The sequence below is a fragment of the Clostridium aciditolerans genome (assembly GCF_016316925.1).
GTDB classification, from domain to species: Bacteria; Bacillota; Clostridia; order Clostridiales; family Clostridiaceae; genus Clostridium_AM; species Clostridium_AM aciditolerans.
On record NZ_JAEEGB010000037.1, the window covers coordinates 88,334 to 108,700 of the forward strand.

Below are 20,367 nucleotides of genomic sequence, written 5' to 3' on the forward strand. Positions count from 1 at the left end.
TGATATAATCTCCACTAAGTTTTTAGATACATTTGCTGAGCAAAAATAATATGACTAAATTTAAGTTTTACTTTACATATTAAGTTAGTCAAATCTTACTTTCTACTTTTACATAATAGTTTCCTGGAAGACATAATATTTCATCTTCAAGCTGCAATTCAAATAATACCTCATATAATTGTTTTATGTCAATATTTGTTCTTTTAAATATATCATCTACATGTATAGGTTCATTAGTTAAAATATTATAAATTTGTCTTTGCAAGCCGCTTTTTTTCAAGGAATTCGTCTTATTATTTGCTCTATACTGAATATTTAAAATTTGAAATAAATCTTCAAAATTTGTAAAAGGATATGCTCCATCTCTAATTAGTTTATTAGTTCCTTTGCTTATCTCTGAAAAAATAGAACCAGGTACTGCTACTATATCTTTTCCTTGTTCTAGTGCTAATCCTGCTGTAATTAAAGAGCCACTCTTTTCTGCTGCTTCTACAACAATTATTAAATCACTTAACCCACTAATAATTCTATTTCTTATAGGGAAATTACGACTAAGGGGCATTGTCCCTGGCAGAAATTCCGAAATCACACATCCATCTTCTAATATATCATCGTATAACTTTTTATTTTCTCTAGGATACACTACATCAATCCCTGAGCCTAATACTGCGCAAGTGTAACCTTTACTTTCCACCGAGGCTCTATGTGCACAAGCATCAATTCCTCTTGCCATTCCACTTATAATATTTATATTATGAGCAGAAATCTCCTTACTTATAATAGTTGCTGCATTTCTGCCATAAATACTACAATTTCTGGCCCCTATAATTCCCACGCTTAAATTTTTATTAAGTCTTTCTATGTTACCTTTATAAAATAATACTGAAGGTGCATCTATTTGATTTTTTAATTTATTTGGATATTTATTATTATAAAAATTTATACTATCAATGCCTTTATCTTTAATTACTTTCATCGAATCTTCTAATGACCTTTTATTCCATGCCTTTTTTAAATAATATTTAATCTTTTCATGCTCCATACTTATATCTATATTTTTTCCCTCATAATTGCTATAGTACCATATTTCTTCTAAACTATTAAAATTCTCAATTAAACTTAACTTAATTTTGTTTGATAAATTTACTGAGCAAAACCATAAATCATATATGTCCATTTTTTCTCCTTTCTTGAATATGTTATATCATACATATTCAGAAACAATAAGTCAGTATGTCAAATTTGCGACCTACTGCATCAATAACCCCACTGATAATAAAATATCTCCAAACTATATTTACTTATCAGTGGTAAAGTATGCTATAACTTTTGATTTATTATCTTTCAGATGCTTAAAATTCTTGTCAGAATTTCCTACTTTTATTCAATTTATTTTATAGATTAAATATACAAAAACAAATATTGTAGTTTTATATTTATTTCTATGTTATATTATTATTTGTTTATTAAAATTAACTTATAGATTTGTAATATTTACTACATGAAGGGAGATTTGATTGTGGAAAAAATAGTTATACTAGGTACTGGATCTGCTATGGTTACTAAATGTTACAATACATGTTTTACCCTGTCTAATGGAGATGAACACTTTCTTGTAGATACAGGTGGGGGAAACACTATACTTTCAAACTTAGAAAAGGCTGATATATCCGTGAGTAAAATTCATAATGTTTTTATATCTCACAGCCATAATGATCACATCACCGGAATAGTATGGATAATTAGAGCTGTTGCTCAACAGATATTAAATGGTAATTATGAAGGTAATTTGTATATTTACTGTCATAAAGAAGTGGTCAGTATAATTAGAACAATAAGTAACTTGCTGCTTCAAAAAAAGTTTACTCAATATATCGATAATAGGGTATTTTTCGAAGAAATTTCGGATAATTCTTCTAGAAAAATAATAGATTGGAATATAAATTTCTTTGATATTAAGAGTAATAAACAGCTTCAATTTGGCTTTACTACAAATTTAATTAATGGAAAAACCCTTACTTTTTTAGGTGATGAACCTTATAATGGTAAATTGTATAACTACAGCTGTGGTGTAGATTATCTTATCCACGAAGCTTTTTGTTTATATTCACAGAAAGAACTATTTAAGCCTTATGAAAAGTTTCACTCTACAGTAAAGGATGCCTGTGAAAATGCATCAAAATTAAATGTAAAAAATATAATTTTAATTCACACCGAGGATAAAAATTTGCCAAAACGAAAGAAACTTTATTCTGAGGAAGGCAGGCAATTCTTTGATGGAAACATTATCGTACCAAATGATTTAGAAACATTATATCTTTAGTTTTGAAAGGAGGATTTATAATGGATAAGCTGTTATTTGGAATATCTGGTATTCCAATTGGAGATGGTTCACAAAAATTTAATTATATTTCTGCTATTAGTTATTTAAGATCTATAGGCCTGGACGCAATGGAGCTTCCATTTGTACGTTCAGTTAACGTTACTGAAAAAAATAAAGATTTGATATTAGCTGCAAAATTAGAAAATGACTTCTATCTTTCAGCCCATGGTTCTTATTATATCAATTTAAATGCCGATGAAGAAGATAAGCAATCACAATCTATAGAAAGAATACTAAAAGGCAGTGATGGTATTTCAAAGGTTGGTGGGAAAAGTCTAATTTTCCATGCTGGTTATTATTTAAAAGACTCTAAGGAAGAAACATACAATACTATAAAGGAAAATCTTCTTAAACTGCCTTATAATGGAGTTGACTATAGATTAGAAACTACAGGAAAAGGGACTCAGTTTGGAAGTCTTGAAGAGCTAGTTTCTATTTGCAAAGAAGTTCCTAGCTGTAAATTGTGTATAGACTTTTCTCATATACATGCAAGGTATAATGGAAGCTTAAAAAGCTATGATGATTTCGCTGAAATCCTAAATTTCATACAGCAGGAGTTAGGCGAATCAGCATTAAAAGATTTACACATGCATATGTCTGGAATAAATTATAGTATAAAAGGAGAGCGAAATCACCTCCCTTTTCTTGAAAGTGATTTTAAATTTGTTGATTGTCTAAAAGCTTTGAAAGATTTTGATGTAAAAGGATGTATAATATGTGAAAGTCCTATACTTGAGAAAGATTCGCTTTTATTAAAAGAAACCTATGAAAAGCTATAGTAGACTCTTTTCATATTCAAAAAAACTTATCAAAATATTCATAGAAATATAACATACTTTTATCCGATGACTACCCGCTCTAATACTCCCCCGCACTCTGTGAAAGCGACTATCACCAAATCACAGATTTGGGATATCTGCTTTTCTCAAAGTGGGAGTAAAGAGCGGCTACGTCCCTGGATAACGATTTCTAAGCATCAGATGGAATTAAAACTCCATCTGATGCCAAGAACTCTGTTTATCTTATTAAAAGTTGTATTTCCTATTAAGTAAATAAATATTTAGGCACAGTTCATTGGTGACTGTGCCTAAATAATCTTTTCGTTTAAAAATCTTCTATACTGAAGTGCTTCTATAATATCACCTTCTTGTATAGATTCTCTTCCATTTAAATCAGCGATAGTTCTAGATACTTTTAGTATTCTACTGTATGCTCTAGTACTTAGGTTATATCTATTATAAATCTTTTCTATAATTTTATTGGTTTTGCTATTTATCTTACAATACTTCTTTATAAGTCTGCTATCCATCTGTGAATTACAATATATTTTTTCATTTTTAAACCTATTTTTTTGTATCTTCCTGGCTTTTTCAACTCTTAATCGGATATTTTTTGATGATTCCGCTGTGCCTTTAGATTTAGCTTGAAGTTCCTCATAGGAAAGAGTGTTTACAAATGTGAATAAATCTATTCTATCGAGCAGTGGGCCAGATAATTTACTTATATATCTTCTTCTTTCGTATTCACTGCAGGTGCACTGTTTCATAGAACCATAAAAGCCGCACTGGCATGGATTAGTAGAAATAACAGCCATAAAATTGCTTGGATAAGTCACCGCTCCAGTCATCCTGCTTATTTTAATATTTCTATCTTCCATAGGCTGTCTTAATACTTCTAAAACGCTTTTTTTAAATTCTAAAACCTCATCTAAAAACAGCACCCCATTTTGCGCTAAAGAAACCTCTCCTGGCATTAAATTTCTACCGCCACCTACTAGAGCAGTGGTGGTAGTAGTGTGATGAGGGTTCCTAAAAGGCCTTTCGTAAATAAGTCCTTTATTTTTTTCTAAATTCCCAGATACACTGTAAATTTTAGTTACCTCTAAAGCCTCATCGTAGCTTAAAGGAGGTAAAATAGTTGGTATTCTTTGCGCTATCATGGTTTTCCCGCTTCCTGGTGGCCCAATCATAGCTATATTATGGTTGCCTGCTGCTGCTACCTCTACAGCTCTTTTACAACTTTCTTGTCCTACTACATCCTCAAAATCCAATCTGTTCTCAATTTTATATTTTTGCTTTTTACAATAGTAGGGCATTAAATCTCTATATTTAATATATGAAACTACTTCTTTTAAATTTTCAAAAGGATATATTTTGGCTCCATTTATAATTGAAGATTCTTTAGCATTTTCCATAGGAATAATAAAATTGTTTATATTATTATTTTTGCTTTCTATTCCAATAGGCAATACTCCTTTAACTCCTTTAAGATCACCAGAAAGAGATAATTCTCCAATTATCAAGAAATCATTTGCATCATCAAAACTTATTTGCTCTGTAGCTATTAGTATTCCTATAGCAATAGGTAAATCAAATAATGATCCTACTTTTTTTACATCTGCCGGGGCAAGGTTTATTATTATTCTATTTATAGGAAATTCAAAGCCAGAATTTACTATAGCTGCCCTTACCCTTTCTTTTGATTCTTTAACAGACATATCTGCAAGTCCTACAATATTAAAACAGGGTAATCCTCTTTCAATGTCAACCTCTACAGAAACCATAACACCTTCTATTCCTGTAAAAGTAGCAGCTTTAATTTTTACTGCCATAATATCACCTCTGTTAAAGCTTTGACATTTAAAATAGTTTATATACATAAAATCCCACAAAGGCCCCATCATTATAAAAATAACCTATAATATGATTTTCCCTTAATACATATCGTATTTACAAATTAAATTAATATTGCTAAAATTAAAACATATTAGTATTTCGTACATCTGCAACAGATTTCTTGACTTCACATAGGATTTTAACCCCATTATGAAGCTTAAAAATCTTTACCTAATAGCACAACATCAACTCTTTCTCTTCATCCTATTAAGAAAGGGTATTAGATTCGGTAGCTATCATATAAAATATCTAACTAAAAATATAAAATTTACATTTAAGGAAATCATTTACATATTGTGTTTAATTCATTAAAATATACATATAAGATAGTAATCTTAATGAAAGGAGAGAATTTATGCATTCTTTTAACAAGGATATAGGATCCCTGGGCGAAGAGATTGCTGAAACTTATCTAAGGCAAGTCGGATATACAGTGCTAGATAGAAACTTTAGATGTAAAATCGGTGAAATAGATATAATAGGAAGGGATGGAGATTATATCTGTTTTATTGAGGTAAAAACTCGATATGGCTCCATATATGGAAGCCCCTGTGAAGCAGTAAATTATTCAAAACAAAGAAGAATTTATAAAACTGCTGAAGCTTATATAATGAGAAAAAAACTTTTTAAGTTTAACTTTAGATTTGATGTTATAGAAATCATATTAAATAATTCCAATAATACTCCGTCCATTAGGCTTATAAAAGATGCTTTCCAAATATAATTTTCTTCTATGTTTATATAAGGCTAAACCAAGTAGGCTTAGCTTTAATTATAATATTGAGTATTAAGATTATATGAGCTGTTTTTAGAAATACCTTAACATTTATCTTACGTTAACGCAATGAATGACACTTTAAACTTAAAAGTGTCATTCTCTAATTATAAATTCTATATTATATTTCTTAAAAAGCTCATTCTATGTATTTTACATGTACCTAATTTTTTTATTGCTTGAATATGTTCTTCAGTTCCATATCCTGCATTACTCTCAAAACCATAGTGAGGATACATACCAGAATACTCCCTCATTAAATTATCTCTGTAGACTTTAGCTACTATAGAAGCAGCTGCTATACTAGCACTTCTAGCATCTCCCTTTATTATAAACTCATTATGTATGTTTAAGTTTTTAACGGCATATCCATCTGATAATACAATATCCGGAGAAACTTTCAATCCTAAAACCGCTCTCCTAAGCACTTCATTATTACACCATGCTATACCTTTATCATCGATTTCAGTACTATTTAAGACAGCTACGTTATAACTTACAGCCTTTTCTTTTATTATATTTGATAATGCTTCTCTATTTTTCGGCGAAAGCTTTTTTGAATCCTTTACTCCTAAAATCAAATCATTATCTTCTTTGTAATTTAATTTTAGAACCACAGCAGCCGCAGCTATTGGCCCTGCTAATGGCCCTCTGCCGACCTCATCTACACCAGCTACATATATATACTTTCCAAAGCTTTTGTCAAATTCATACATATCTTTTACTCTAGAAATTTCATTTTCATTTTTTTCAATAAATTTTCCTAGACTTTCAGCTAAACTTAATACATTTTTTCTTGTGTCCTTATTAAGACATTCTATGATTCTATATAACTTTTTTTTTCCAACTTCGGAATAGTTATTTTTAATATACGCCGTATAAGTCTTTATATTGTTAAAGTTTAGTTTGCCAGCATTCTCAAATAAATCTTCTTCCATTTTACTAATTTCAATTTCATTAGCTACATTTGTATTCATAATTAAGAACTCTCCATTTGCTAAATTAAACACTTGAAAAATTAAGGTCTCTCTAATGATATAGCTCCTAGCTTTCCGCCTCTAAACTCATCTAAAAGCATTACTGATACTCTATTATAGTCTATTTCTCCACCAGATATAACTGCTCCTCTTTTTCTTCCTATACTATTCATATTTTCTAGAGGATCTTCACTTAGCTCATTAAGTTTATATCTAGTCATTAATCTATCAGCATAGTCAACTTGAAGCCTTCTAATGAGATTTAGAGCTAATTCTTCTATATCCATAATTTCGTCCTTAATAGCCCCTGTAAATGCTAGATTTAACTGAGTTTCTTCACTTTCTAATTTTGGCCATAGAATTCCTGGTGTGTCCATCAACTCAATTCCAATTTTTGTTTTAATCCACTGTCTACTTCTCGTAACTCCAGGTCTGTCACCTGTTTTAGCTATATTATTCTTAGCCATCTTATTAATAAAGGAAGACTTTCCTACATTTGGAATACCTACAACCATCACTCTATCAATTATATTTACAATTCCCTTTGCCTTCATTCTTTCATGTTTTTCTTTTAGAAGGTCGTTTAAAAGTGGTTTAATACCTTTTAATCCCTCTCCTGTAATACAATTTACCCCTGAAACTCTTATATTTTCATTTGAAAGGCTTTTGATCCACTCTTTAGTGATAGAACCTTCGCTTAGATCGCTTTTATTTAATAGTATTATTCTCGGTTTATTTCCACATATATCATCTACATCTGGATTCTTACTTGATTTAACTATCCTGGCATCTCTGATTTCTATTACCGCATCTACCAGTTTTAAGTTTTCTTTTATTTCCCTTCTAGTCTTCGCCATATGTCCCGGGAACCAATTTATAGCCATTTTATTCTTCCTTTCTAACCTCTTAAAGTTTTCACTTTTTAACCCTATATGGAGTTATATCTCTAGTACTTAACTTAATTACAAGTATAATTATAATTAAGTTAAATATTTAGATTGAATATCCATAGCAAATCCAAAGTATAAAGGCTCATTTAAAGCCAATCCCCCGAATCTGCTAAATGGATATATTCTCAGTGCAGCTCTGCCAACAACCATTTTATAGTCAACAAAGCCTACATCTGGGTATCTACTATCTCTACTATTATTTCTATTATCTCCTAATACAAATACTGTATTCTGAGGAACTGTAACCTCACTAAAATCACGCATGTTTTGCTCAAGTATATATGGCTCATCCTTAGGTTTGTCATTTATGTACAACTTATTATTTTCAATTTTGACTCTATCTCCGCCTACTGCTACCACTCTTTTAATAAACTTTTCTTTCGGGTCTGCAGGATACTTTATTACAACTATATCTCCTGGCTTTGGAGCCTTAAAGTAATATGTTACCTTTTCTACAATAAGCCTATCCTTATTATTTAAAGTAGGATCCATTGAATGACCATCGACACTTACAGTTTCAAATACAAATGTTATAATCAAAAAAGCTGCTATTATAGCTATAACTATAGATTTTCCAAGTTCAATTAATTCCTTTACCATAACCATACACCACCTTAATATACAAAAAAGGGACTTTATTAAGCCCCGTTTTTACTTTAATATTTCTTTTACTTTAATATTTCTTTTACTTTTGCTGCCTTACCAACTCTGCTTCTTAAGTAGAATAGCTTAGCTCTTCTTACTTTACCTCTTCTTACTACTTCTATTTTTTCAACTGAAGGAGAGTTAACTGGGAAAGTTTTTTCAACCCCAACATTGTAAGCTACTCTTCTTACTGTGAAAGTTTCTCTTAATCCACCATTTTGTCTCTTAAGAACTATTCCTTCGAAAATCTGTACTCTTTCTTTGTTTCCTTCTTTGATTCTTATATGAACCTTTACAGTATCTCCTACGTTGAATGCTGGTAAATCATTTCTAATTTGTTCTGCTTCGATTTGTCTTATTATTTCTAACATTGTGCATTACCTCCTAAATAATATTCGACGTTCTTGCCCAGCCGTTAAGCAAGCAGAGGACCGCCTGTGTAGCACAAAATTCATTTTATCACACAGGAATTTATTTTTCAATATAAAATTTAATTTTTTCCCAATGAATTTTTAAAAAATACATTAATAGTAAAAACTTGTTTAATTATAATACTTTATTTTGACATTTAAACAATAATTTTTTATCTTCCTCTGATAACTTTAACTTCTTAAATAAATCTGGTCTTTTTTCCTTAGTTATTAAAAGTGATTGAAGACGTCTCCACTTTCTTATATTTTCATGATGTCCAGATAGTAAAATCTCTGGAACACTTTCCCCCTCAAAACACTCCGGTCTTGTATACTGCGGATATTCAAGTAATCCACTATAAAAAGACTCCTCTGTATAGCTTTCACTACTGGATAGAACTCCTGGTATAATTCTACAGATACTATCTACTATAGGTATACAGGCCATTTCTCCTCCAGTAAGCACAAAATCACCTAAAGATATTTCCATATCTATATATTTATATGTTCTTTCATCAATTCCCTCATAATGTCCACAAATAAATATCAATTCGCTTTCTTTAGCAAGTTCCTTTGCCATATTCTGATTAAAAGTTACTCCTCTTGGACCTAAAAAAATAACCTTACCTTTATTATTATTCTTTACAGCTTTTATACAATCTGCTATAGGCTGAGAAGCCATAACCATACCAGCTCCTCCGCCATAAGGGTAGTCATCAACTTTTTTATGTTTATTAGTTGTGTAATCTCTAATGTTAACTGCATTTACCTCTACAATACCCTTTTCTTTAGCCTTACCTATTATACTGTGGTTAAATACTTGAAACATTTCAGGAAATAGAGTTAATATGTCTATTTTTACTGCCATGTTTCCACCGGTTTTATTGTTATTTTCTGATTTTCTACATCTATATTAACCACAATCTCTTTTAAAACAGGAATTAATAGTTCTTTTCCTTCTTTTATCCAATATACATCATTATTTTTTGTATGTATTACGTCGTAAATTTTCCCATAATCCACGCCATTTTCATCTACTACTGTGCATCCAATTATGTCTGTGACAAAATACCTTCCTTCAGGTAGTTTAACAGCATCTTCTCTTGATACTTCTATATATTTTTCCTTATATTTAACAGCATCCTCTATAGAATCTATGCCTTCAATTTTTAATATAGCCCTATCTGCTTGAAGCTTGCACCAAACTACCTGTCTTTCTACTTCATTTATGTATATTTTTTTTAACTTTCTAAATCTCTTTATATCGTCAGTTAAAGGATATACTTTTACTTCTCCATTTAGTCCATGAGTATTTATTATTTGTCCAACAGTTATAAACTGTTTCATAGAATCCTTTCCTCCTTTTAGTGGTCACACTGGGTAATTTTGCTCGTTTCCCTTCGGGAACTGGATAACTTAAAATTTTCGCTTCTGCTCACAAGTTACCCGTAAAAGTTCATTTAGAACTTTTACCTAGCAAAATTATCCGTTAAAGTCCATTTAGGACTTTAACCCCCTAATCTATTTATTTAAAACTATTAATACTTTGACATTTAGGCATAATCAAATAAATAATAGACCAGTATTCTCGCATATTTGGTCTCTTATTTCTTTTCATATACCTTAATTTTAGACTATAGTCATATATTGCTGATTTCTATTTATATTATACATATATATTTGCTTGTTATCTTTAATTTATATTTATCTAAATATAATAAAAGAGTTAGGTGCACCTAACTCTTTATATTATCTCAACAACAACTCTTTTATTTTCTTTTATAGCTGCTGCTTTAACAACAGTTCTTATAGCTTTAGCTATTCTTCCCTGTTTTCCAATTACTTTTCCCATATCATCTGGTGCAACTTTAAGTTCAAGAATTATTGATTGCTCACCAGCAATTTCATTGACCTGAACCATTTCTGGGTTATCAACTAATGACTTAGCTATAATTTCAACTAATTCTCTCATTTAATACCCCTCCAGTTACTACTTATTTAATCCAGCTCTTACGAAAAGCTTTTTAACGATCTCAGTTGGTTGAGCACCATTCTTTAACCACTCTGCAGCTTTTTCTTCATCTACTTTTATAGTAGCTGGTTCAGTTATTGGATTGTAATAACCTATTTCTTCTACAAATCTACCATCTCTTGGAGATCTTGAATCTGCTACAACTATTCTGTAAAATGGAGCTTTTTTAGCACCCATTCTTCTTAATCTTATCTTTACTGCCATTAATTTCACCTCCTTTTAAGGATATATAAATCTATCTTTTTTAAATTAACTTATTTATTTCAACCTTTAGAAAGGCATTTTACCAAAGAGACCCTTTTTAAATCCTTTTTGCATTCCCTTCATTTGCTTCATCATCTTCTTCATATTTTCGAAGTCTTTTAGAAGCTTATTAACTTGTTGTATAGTAGTACCTGAACCTGATGCTATTCTCTTTTTTCTTGAAGGAGAACTACTTACTAAAGAGGGATTTCTTCTTTCCTTTATAGTCATTGAATTGATTATAGCTTCTATTTTAGATAATTCCTTTTCACTTCCACTAAGGTCTACATTTTGAAGTTCCTTAGTATTTACTCCAGGCATCATCTCAATTAACTTATTTAAAGGTCCTAACTTTTTCATTTGCTGCATTGAAGATAGGAAATCCTCTAGATTAAATTCTTGACTCATCATACGATTTCCTAATTTTTTAGCTTCTTCCTCATCTATAGACTGTTGAGCTTTCTCTATAAGTGATAATACATCACCCATTCCTAATATTCTAGATGCCATTCTATCTGGATGGAACACCTCGAAATCACTCATTTTTTCTCCAACACCTATAAACTTAATAGGCTTTCCAGTCATAGCTTTTATTGATAGTGCAGCTCCACCTCTTGTATCTCCATCTAGTTTTGTCAGTATTACACCAGTCAAGTCTAACTGCTCATTAAAGCTATTAGCAACATTTACTGCATCTTGTCCTGTCATGGAGTCAACAACTAATAATATTTCATCAGGATTCATATTTTCTTTTACATCTTTTAATTCATTCATTAATTCTTCATCTATATGAAGTCTACCTGCTGTATCTATTATAACAACATTTAAGCTATTATTTTTCGCATATTCTAATGCACCTTTTGATATATCTACTGGAGTAACTTTATCTCCCATAGTAAATACTGGCACATCTATTTGTTTTCCTACTACCTGAAGCTGCTTTATAGCTGCAGGTCTATATATATCACAAGCTACGAGAAGTGGCTTTTTATTTTTCTTTCTAAGTTGAAGAGCAAGTTTTCCTGCCATAGTAGTTTTACCTGCACCTTGAAGCCCAACTAACATTATTATAGTTGTTCCGCTTGAAGAAAACTGGATACCACTTTCACTACTTCCCATTAACTCTTTAAGCTCTTCATTAACTATTTTTATAACATGTTGGCCTGGAGTCAAACTTTGGAGAACTTCTTCTCCAAGGCACTTTTCGCTTACACTTTTTATAAAGTCTTTAACAACCTTATAATTAACGTCCGCTTCTAGAAGTGCTAGTTTTACTTCTCGCATAGCGTCTTTTATATCTTTTTCAGAAAGCTTACCTTTGCCTCTAAGTTTTTTTAAGGTTTCCTGAAGCTTAGAAGCCAACCCTTCAAAAGCCATGCTATTCCTCCTTTTAGTCGGAACACTGGGTAACTTTGCTCGTTTCCCTTCGGGAACTGGGTAACTTAAGATTTTCGCTTTCGCTCACAAGTTACCCGTAAAAGTTCATTTAGAACTTTTACCTAGCAAAATTACCCGTTAAAGTCCGTTTAGGACTTTAACCTCCTAAATATTATCAATTATATATTTTTTCATTTCATCTAATACTTTAGAATTCTCACTGTTTTTTGCATTTAATAAATCTATTGAATTTAAAAGAAATACCTTAACCTCTTCCATTTTTAGCTTTTGTTTCATCAATTCTAGCTTTTCCTCATACTGTAATAAAAGCTTATGACATCTTTTAATGATATCATGTACTGCCTGCCTGCTGGTATTTGTTATTTCAGATATCTCAGCTAAAGATAAGTCATCATTATAATACAGTTCCATTATATCTTTTTGTTTCTCTGTTAAAAGCTCGCCATACAAATCTAATAGTATAGAGAGTTGAATTCTTTCTTCCATGAAGCACTATGCAATTATATAAATTGCACTCTCACTCCTTTAAATTTATTAAAACATTTAATGTTTTACTCAACGAATTATATAATATCAAAGATTATAAATGCTGTCAAGTAATTTTACTTAACACATTAAAAATATTTTAAATACAGTGTTACAACTTTTTAGTCTAGAATAAAGCTTCAGCAAATTCCTTTGGATTGAACTCTTGTAAATCCTCTATACTCTCTCCTACACCTACTAATTTAACAGGTATATTTAAACTGTGCTTTATGGATATTACAATTCCACCTTTCGCTGTTCCATCAAGCTTTGTAAGAACTATTCCATCAATAGGACATACCTCCATAAACTGTCTTGCTTGTTGAACTGCATTTTGACCAGTTGTGGCATCTAATACTAATAGAGTTTGCTTATCAGCTTCACCAAACTCTCTGTCAATTATTCTATTTATTTTCCCAAGTTCATCCATAAGATTTTTCTTGTTGTGCAATCTTCCAGCTGTGTCACAAATAAGTACATCGGTTTTTCTTGCTTTAGACGCCTGTACTGCATCAAAAACCACTGCTGCAGGGTCTGAGCCTTCTTGATGTTTTATAATATCCACGCCTGCCCTTTTACTCCAAACTTCAAGTTGATCTATAGCGGCAGCTCTAAATGTATCTGCTGCTGCCATTAATACCTTATATCCGCTGTCTTTTAGTTTTGAGGATATTTTCCCAATAGAAGTAGTTTTGCCAACGCCATTTACCCCAATAACAAGAACAACTGCTGGAGTCTTATCTGGTCTTATAGTTCCATTTTCTTCTCCTAGTATATCTATAATAACTTCCTTTAGGTAGTCTTTAACAAGAGCCGGATCTTTAACTTTATTTTCTCTTATCTTTTCTTTTAGTTTTTCAATAATATGAAGACTTGTTTCAACTCCTATATCTGCTGTAATAAGTATCTCCTCTAGTTCTTCATATAAGTCTTCATCTATGGTCATAGCACCACTTAGCATGTCAGTTATCTTTTCTGTGAGATTATTTTTTGTCTTTGAGAGACCATCTTTTAATTTTTCAAAAAATCCACCAAACATTTTTACTCCTCCTAAGTTATAACTATAGTATAAATATTTTACTTAAGCTCATAATTTTAAATTTTTGTGACGCAAAGCTTTTAAGAGAACAATTGACAGAGGACAATGAAGGTGAGTTTTCTTCCTTACGTCAGAAAACTAATTTATTTTTGAGCTCGTTTCACTAATGTGAAACATCGGTTTATAATATAATTAAAGATTTTTCGTAGTGTAAAGTAGAAAAATCCTCCTTCATTGTCCTCTGTCCTCTAAAAAATGCTTCCCATTTTTTTAAGATGCTTCTTTGCTTAGATCCACAGAAACTATCTTCGATATACCTTTTTCCTCCATAGTAACTCCGTATAGCGCATCACTTGCTTCCATTGTTCCTTTTCTATGGGTAATTACAATAAACTGAATATTTTCTGAGAATTTATTTAGGAATTCTGCATATCTTGCTACGTTCGCATCGTCTAATGCTGCCTCTATCTCATCTAGTATGCAAAATGGAGTTGGTTTCATCTTTAATATAGCAAAAAGTAAAGCTATAGCTGAAAGTCCCTTTTCTCCACCAGACATCAAGTTAATATTTTGGAGTTTCTTTCCGGGAGGTTGAACTGTTATATCAATATTACCTGTCAGTTCATCTCCATCTGTTAGTATTAGATCTGCACTTCCTCCTTTAAAAAGCTCCTTAAATGTTTCATTAAAATTCTCTCTAAGCTTATTAAAGTTCTCGTTGAATACCACTTTCATCTTATCAGTCATCTCACTTATTACTCCAGCAAGTTCTTCCTTAGCTCTTATTAAGTCCTCTCTTTGAGTAGTCATGAAATTTACTTTTTCAGTTAACTCTCTATATTCATCAATAGCTCCTACGTTAACTGTACCTAAAGCTGATATACTATTTTTCAAGGCAGTAATTTCTTTTTTAAATTCTTCCATATTTTCTATGTCTTTTTTGTATTCTAGAGCTTCTGCATAAGTAATTTCAAGTTCATCATTTAGTTTTGAATACAAAGATTCCTTTTCAGCTGTTAGCTTTGTAAGGAAAAGCTGCGCCTTATGTAATTCATCTTCTTTCTTGTTAATAACTAAGCTTAAACTTTCCATATTATCAGTATCTAATTTAATCTTTTCTTTAATTCTTATAATCTCTATATCCTGCTCTTTAATTTTTTCTTCTAACTTTAAGATGTAATTTTCAATAGTTTTTACTGCTTCTTTATTGTGTTCAATTTGGCTTTTGCACCTATTTATGCTTTCTTCCGACTTTTTATTTTCATCTTCTATAAGTCTCTTTTTTTGATTTAGCTCAGTTATATCCAATAATAATTTATCTAATATTATTGCTTTATTTGAAACACTTTCATCTATCTGAGCTTTTTTTATTTTTAAATGTGTAAGACTTTCCTTAGAACTATCGATTTCTTTAATCTTATCCTTTAGTTCTTCCTCAATCTCAGCAATTAATTTATCATTCTCAACTTGATTATTAGTTGCAGTCTCTAATTCTTTTTCTTTTACAGATAGTTCTTCTACGTTTTCCTTTAGTTTTTCATCTAGCAGTTCTATTTCTCTATTAGATACTACCAAATTTTCTTTTAGTTTGCTGCTTTCGTTATCAACAGCATTAATTTTTCCTTTTAATTTAGTAACTTCTATATTTTCAAAGTAAGTCTGATCCTTTAAATTTAGATTTTCCTCATCTAAAGCTTTAATATTGTTTCTATAGTTTTGTATTTGAGAAGTTAAAGCAATGATTTTTTCCTCAGTATCCCTTACTTTTAACTTAATATCTTCTATTTCTCTTTTTCTACCAATTATATTTGCATTTTTACTATGTAAACTTCCTCCTGTCATTGAACCACCAGGATTAACAACTTCCCCAGATAGGGTAACTATCTTAAAACTATAATTACTTATTTTCGCTATATGAAGCGCACTGTCCATATTATTACATATTATAGTTCTACCAAGTATATACTCTATTGCATTTGTAAAGGCCTTGTCATAACTTATTAGCTCACTAGCAATTCCTATGTATCCCTCTGTGTTCTGTATAGCGTTTGTTATGGATGCCTTTTTACCTCTAACAATAGTAAGCGGTAAAAAAGTAGCTCTACCAATCTTATTTTCCTTTAGATACTTTATAAGACTTTTTGCTATTTCTTCATTTTGGGTTATTATATCAGATATTGCCCCACCTAGCGCTATTTCCACAGCTACTTCAAGTTCTTTTTTTACACTTATTACTTCACCTAAAACAAAACAACTATCTTTTCCTACAGATACCTTACCTTTGCTTACATCTCCCATCAATGTTTTTACTGATCTATTGTATCCTTCATATTGCTTATCTAAATTTACAAGCATATTATGATTAGCTTCCAATCTACTATGGATATTATTTAATTCTTTAAGTTCTTTTTCTTTAGCAGATAATGCAGAGTTCAATTTAGATATCTGTCCTGAATTAATTTTTATGTTCTCTTGTAAAGAATCTATTTTTTGTTTTATCTTTTCAATCTGTTCTAAAAGCACCTCTTTAGTTTTTGTATTGATCTTAATTGAATGCAAATAGCTCTCACAAGAATTTTTTATATCTAAAGCCTTTTCTGTAAGCATATCAATATCATTTTTTAGCATTAAAACATTATTTTTTAAGTTTGATATACTCCTAAGGTATTCTATCTGATCATCTTTTAACCTCTTTACCAGGCTGGTTTTATCTGAAATAGAAGCATCTATTAAAGCTATATCTTCTTCGTATTTATATATCTGTTTATTTATATCTTCTTGATTATTTCTTAAAATACTTAGTTCTTTATCTTGAATACCCTTATCAGATATTATATTAGCTAATTTATTCTCGATTTCATTAATTTCCTTTGAGCTTTTTTGTATATAGTTATATAGATTTTCTAACCTCTCGCCTAGTAAATTTGTTTCTGACTCTACCTCTTGCCTTTTTGACTTGTTATCATAATATTGTTTTTTATCATTTGAATTCTTTAGGTCTATAGCCTCAAGCTTTTCATTCCAATTGTTAATCATATTTTTAGATTCAGTAAGTTTTATATTTAATTCTTCTGTACTTGTATTCATTCCATTGATGGAATCTTCAGCAGAATTTATCTTTTCTTGAACCTTTCCTATTGAGTGAACAATTATATTTACTTCCTTATTTTTGAGTTCTTCCGATAACTTTATAAACTTTTTAGCCTTTTCATTTTCTATACGTAAAGGTTCTAATCTTTCCTCATAAGTACCTAGAATATCATCTATTCTAACAAGATTACTTTCTGTATTTTCTAGCTTTTTTTCTGCTTCTTCCTTTCTAGACTTAAACTTAACTATTCCTGCAGCTTCCTCTAAAAGACTTCTTCTTTCCTCAGGTCTTCCACTTAATACAGCTTCAATTTTACCCTGACCTATTATTGAATATCCTTCCTTACCTATTCCAGTGTCCATAAAAAGTTCATTAATATCCTTTAATCTACATTGAGTATTATTAATGTAATACTCACTTTCTCCGGAACGATAAAGCCTTCTAGATATAGTAACGTCCGTATAGTCAAGTGCTAGACTTCTATCCTCATTGTCTAATGTGAGAGAAACCTGACAAAGTCCTACAGACTTTCTAAATTGAGTTCCTGCAAAAATAACATCCTCCATTTTGCCGCCTCTAAGACTTTTTACGCTTTGTTCTCCAAGAACCCACCTTACTGCATCAGAAATATTACTTTTACCACTACCATTTGGTCCTACAATAGCCGTAACTCCATCTTTAAACATTAGTTCAGTTTTATCTGCAAAGGATTTAAAACCCCTTATCTCTATAGATTTTAAATACATAAATAGTACACTCCTTATCTCCCAAATAACATCGGAAGCAAGCTAACTAAAAACATAAGCGCCACTACGTATACCAACGCTTTTCTCATATTTTCTCTTGTCTTCTTCTTCATACTATAACACTCCTTTGTAATTTGTATTATACATGCATTATAGAATTTACTTTATATAGTTTATATTATATTAATTAAAATATCAATTATAAAGTGAAACTTACTTTAGATAAAATAAAAACCCTGTTCATCACAGGGTTTCTTTATTAAACAAAGCTATCTTGGTTCAACTATAAATTTTATTGCTGTTCTTTCTTCCCCTTCAATTGTTATTTCTGAAAAAGCAGGAACAACAACTAGATCTATACCATTCGGAGCAACAAACCCTCTTGTAATTGCTATTGCCTTTACCGCTTGGTTAACTGCTCCTGCTCCTACTGCTTGAACCTCAGCTGATGAGTTATCCCTCAATACTGCAGCTAAAGCTCCTGCTACTGATTTTGGCTGTGATTGAGCTGATACTTTTAATACTTCCATGTATAATTCCTCCCTACAAATATTGTTCTATTCATAGGAATATTATTCTATAAAGTACTGAGATTTCCTTCTTTGTACTTTCTTATCAAATATTCATAAATCGACATTTCTACGATCTTTTCTTCTTGTTTTAAAATTAAATTCCCTCTTAGTATACTTTTATCCTGAACAACATCAACATTTGTTGTCTTTAATTGTTTCTTCATGTCATTAAAAAATTTCTTTTTATTTGCATAAAGTTTAGATAAATCCTTATCATTGATTACAATTATAATTCTTCCATTAAACTCCTTAGAAGCTTTCTCTAAAATCATGTCGTTATAGAGACTACCTTCTACTAATTCTCTGAAAGCTGGGTGGAAAGGTCCCGCAACTAATTCTCCATCCTCGTTTATTTCTTCCGTAGGCTGAAGGCCAACCCTAATAACCTTTATATTATTAGCTATAACCATTGAATAAACTATTTTAGCAATGTTCACAGCTTCATCAAGGTCATAGGGTTTATATATTCCACTGTTGAACATACTTTCCATCGGTGTATTTTTTATAACTAGAGCTGGATAAATTCTATAAATATCTGGCCTCATAGCAATAGACTTTTTTGCAGTTTCTATGTCCTTCTCTAAGCTATCCCCAGGAAGTCCAAGCATTATCTGATGACCAAGTACAAAACCATACTGCTTAATAAGTTTAGAAGCTCTTTCTACATCCTCTTCTGAATGACCCCTACCAGACCTTAATAATACTTCTTTATCTAAAGATTGAATTCCTAGCTCTATTATATCTACAGAATAATTTTTAAGATTAATCAATATTTCATCGTCAATATAATCCGGTCTTGTAGATAAATGTATAAAATCTATGTCCCCTCTATCTTTATATTCTTTGGCTATAGACAAAAGTTCTTTCTGTTTCCCTAAGCTTATTGCTGTAAAAGTGCCTCCAAAAAAAGATACCTCTATAACAGAATTTTTTCTATTCATAGTTTTAAGATACTGATCTATTGTATCTCTAGCAAACTTAGCATCTACCTTTTCATTGCTACCTGTAATTGTACCCTGGTTACAGAATACACAATTATGAGGGCATCCTTCATGAGGTACAAATATAGGTATTATATAATGGCGCTTACTCATTCTCTTCCTCCAAAGTCTTCAATGCTTCTTGTGCGGCATTTTGTTCTGACTCCTTTTTGCTGTATCCAACACCGCTACCTAGAATTGATCCATCTACAGAAACCTCTGTATAGAACTTTCTTCTATGTGGTGGACCTTCATGCTTTATTAGAGAATACTCTATACATACATCTCCATTTTGCTGCATAACTTCCTGAAGCTTAGTTTTATAATCTAGTATTATTTTATTCTTTATAGCCTTCTCTATAATATCTTTAAAATTATCAATAATAAACTTTTTAGCTTTTTCAAATCCGTTATCAACGTAAACTGCAGCTATTATTGCTTCTACACAGTCTGCGAGTATAGAAATTCTTTCTCTACCTCCTGTAAGCTCTTCACCTTTACTCATTCTAATATATTTTCCAACTCCCCATTTCTTTGCTATTTCATAAAGTGAGTTTTCACATACTATCAGAGCTCTTCGTTTTGTAAGCTCTCCTTCTGATTTATTCGAGTAATTAGTAAATAAAAATTCAGATATACATAGTTGGAGTACAGAATCACCTAAGAATTCTAATCTTTCATTAAACTTTACATTCTTTTTTCCATTTGCGTAGGAACTGTGAGTCACAGCCTCCCTTAAAAGATCTTTATCTTGTATATTAATATCTAATTTTTTTTCTAATTCCTCTAAAAACATTTTTCCATTGTTTGCCATAATACTACTCCCTCTGAAGTTTATTCTTCAGTCTGCTTTTAAAGATAAACAAATTCAAGAATAAACTGCACATATATTTTATTAGACAAATTTAAAGCCCCGTATAAAACGG

20 protein-coding genes are annotated in these 20,367 nt (G+C 30.9%); 3 read left to right on the forward strand and 17 right to left on the reverse strand.

Translation table 11 applies throughout. The features are described from left to right. Positions 1–88: 88 nt before the first annotated feature. Positions 89–1,177 (reverse strand): DNA-processing protein DprA, encoded by a 1,089-nt coding sequence (gene dprA / locus I6U51_RS20260; protein ID WP_211144381.1) that lies wholly within the window; start codon positions 1,175–1,177, stop codon positions 89–91. A gap of 342 nt (positions 1,178–1,519) precedes the next feature. Here dprA and I6U51_RS20265 point away from each other — a divergent pair, with 342 nt between their 5' ends. Further along, positions 1,520–2,323: an MBL fold metallo-hydrolase gene (locus tag I6U51_RS20265; protein ID WP_211144382.1), complete on the forward strand. Its 804-nt coding sequence runs from the start codon at positions 1,520–1,522 to the stop codon at positions 2,321–2,323. Positions 2,324–2,343: 20 nt separating this feature from the next. Continuing rightward, complete coding sequence (locus I6U51_RS20270; RefSeq protein WP_211144383.1) at positions 2,344–3,162, forward strand: TIM barrel protein; 819 nt, start codon at positions 2,344–2,346, stop codon at positions 3,160–3,162. Between the two features lie 308 nt (positions 3,163–3,470). Here I6U51_RS20270 and I6U51_RS20275 read toward each other — a convergent pair whose 3' ends face one another. After that, positions 3,471–4,994 (reverse strand): YifB family Mg chelatase-like AAA ATPase, encoded by a 1,524-nt coding sequence (locus I6U51_RS20275; protein ID WP_211144384.1) that lies wholly within the window; start codon positions 4,992–4,994, stop codon positions 3,471–3,473. A gap of 419 nt (positions 4,995–5,413) precedes the next feature. Between I6U51_RS20275 and I6U51_RS20280 the strand changes: the two genes are divergently transcribed. After that, the gene (locus I6U51_RS20280) at positions 5,414–5,782 is read left to right on the forward strand and encodes a YraN family protein (RefSeq protein WP_211144385.1); all 369 of its coding nucleotides are present in this window, start codon (positions 5,414–5,416) and stop codon (positions 5,780–5,782) included. A 167-nt stretch (positions 5,783–5,949) separates the two neighbouring features. On the opposite strand, the gene I6U51_RS20285 is transcribed toward I6U51_RS20280, so the two are convergent. From I6U51_RS20285 to rnc, 15 genes are all read right to left on the reverse strand, one after another. Continuing rightward, positions 5,950–6,810 (reverse strand): ribonuclease HII, encoded by an 861-nt coding sequence (locus tag I6U51_RS20285; protein ID WP_425489785.1) that lies wholly within the window; start codon positions 6,808–6,810, stop codon positions 5,950–5,952. Positions 6,811–6,851: 41 nt separating this feature from the next. Further along, entirely contained in the window at positions 6,852–7,694 is an 843-nt protein-coding gene (gene ylqF / locus I6U51_RS20290) for a ribosome biogenesis GTPase YlqF (protein WP_211144386.1), read from the reverse strand. A 96-nt stretch (positions 7,695–7,790) separates the two neighbouring features. Then, entirely contained in the window at positions 7,791–8,360 is a 570-nt protein-coding gene (gene lepB / locus I6U51_RS20295) for a signal peptidase I (protein WP_211144387.1), read from the reverse strand. A gap of 68 nt (positions 8,361–8,428) precedes the next feature. Next, positions 8,429–8,776 (reverse strand): 50S ribosomal protein L19, encoded by a 348-nt coding sequence (gene rplS, locus I6U51_RS20300; RefSeq protein ID WP_211144388.1) that lies wholly within the window; start codon positions 8,774–8,776, stop codon positions 8,429–8,431. 175 nt (positions 8,777–8,951) lie between these two features. Then, positions 8,952–9,683: a tRNA (guanosine(37)-N1)-methyltransferase TrmD gene (trmD, locus tag I6U51_RS20305; RefSeq protein ID WP_211144389.1), complete on the reverse strand. Its 732-nt coding sequence runs from the start codon at positions 9,681–9,683 to the stop codon at positions 8,952–8,954. Beyond that, complete coding sequence (gene rimM, locus I6U51_RS20310; RefSeq protein WP_211144390.1) at positions 9,674–10,162, reverse strand: ribosome maturation factor RimM; 489 nt, start codon at positions 10,160–10,162, stop codon at positions 9,674–9,676. The genes trmD and rimM overlap by 10 nt, the downstream gene beginning before the upstream one ends. A 397-nt stretch (positions 10,163–10,559) precedes the next feature. Continuing rightward, positions 10,560–10,787, reverse strand: coding sequence for a KH domain-containing protein (locus I6U51_RS20315; RefSeq protein ID WP_178910769.1), 228 nt, complete (start codon positions 10,785–10,787; stop codon positions 10,560–10,562). 18 nt (positions 10,788–10,805) lie between these two features. Beyond that, positions 10,806–11,051, reverse strand: coding sequence for a 30S ribosomal protein S16 (gene rpsP, locus I6U51_RS20320; RefSeq protein WP_178910768.1), 246 nt, complete (start codon positions 11,049–11,051; stop codon positions 10,806–10,808). A 66-nt stretch (positions 11,052–11,117) separates the two neighbouring features. Next, positions 11,118–12,467 (reverse strand): signal recognition particle protein, encoded by a 1,350-nt coding sequence (gene ffh / locus I6U51_RS20325; RefSeq protein WP_211144391.1) that lies wholly within the window; start codon positions 12,465–12,467, stop codon positions 11,118–11,120. 165 nt (positions 12,468–12,632) lie between these two features. Continuing rightward, positions 12,633–12,974, reverse strand: a complete 342-nt coding sequence (locus I6U51_RS20330; protein WP_211144392.1) for a putative DNA-binding protein — start codon at positions 12,972–12,974, stop codon at positions 12,633–12,635. 166 nt (positions 12,975–13,140) lie between these two features. Next, on the reverse strand, positions 13,141–14,052 hold the full coding sequence (gene ftsY / locus I6U51_RS20335) for a signal recognition particle-docking protein FtsY (RefSeq protein ID WP_211144393.1): 912 nt from the start codon (positions 14,050–14,052) through the stop codon (positions 13,141–13,143). 270 nt (positions 14,053–14,322) lie between these two features. Beyond that, complete coding sequence (gene smc / locus I6U51_RS20340; RefSeq protein WP_211144394.1) at positions 14,323–17,889, reverse strand: chromosome segregation protein SMC; 3,567 nt, start codon at positions 17,887–17,889, stop codon at positions 14,323–14,325. 269 nt (positions 17,890–18,158) lie between these two features. After that, on the reverse strand, positions 18,159–18,419 hold the full coding sequence (locus tag I6U51_RS20345) for a stage V sporulation protein S (RefSeq protein WP_185648905.1): 261 nt from the start codon (positions 18,417–18,419) through the stop codon (positions 18,159–18,161). A 47-nt stretch (positions 18,420–18,466) separates the two neighbouring features. After that, positions 18,467–19,555, reverse strand: coding sequence for an elongator complex protein 3 (locus I6U51_RS20350; protein ID WP_211144395.1), 1,089 nt, complete (start codon positions 19,553–19,555; stop codon positions 18,467–18,469). Next, entirely contained in the window at positions 19,548–20,255 is a 708-nt protein-coding gene (gene rnc / locus I6U51_RS20355) for a ribonuclease III (RefSeq protein WP_211144396.1), read from the reverse strand. Before rnc ends, I6U51_RS20350 begins: the two co-directional genes overlap by 8 nt. Between the last annotated feature and the right edge of the window lie 112 nt (positions 20,256–20,367).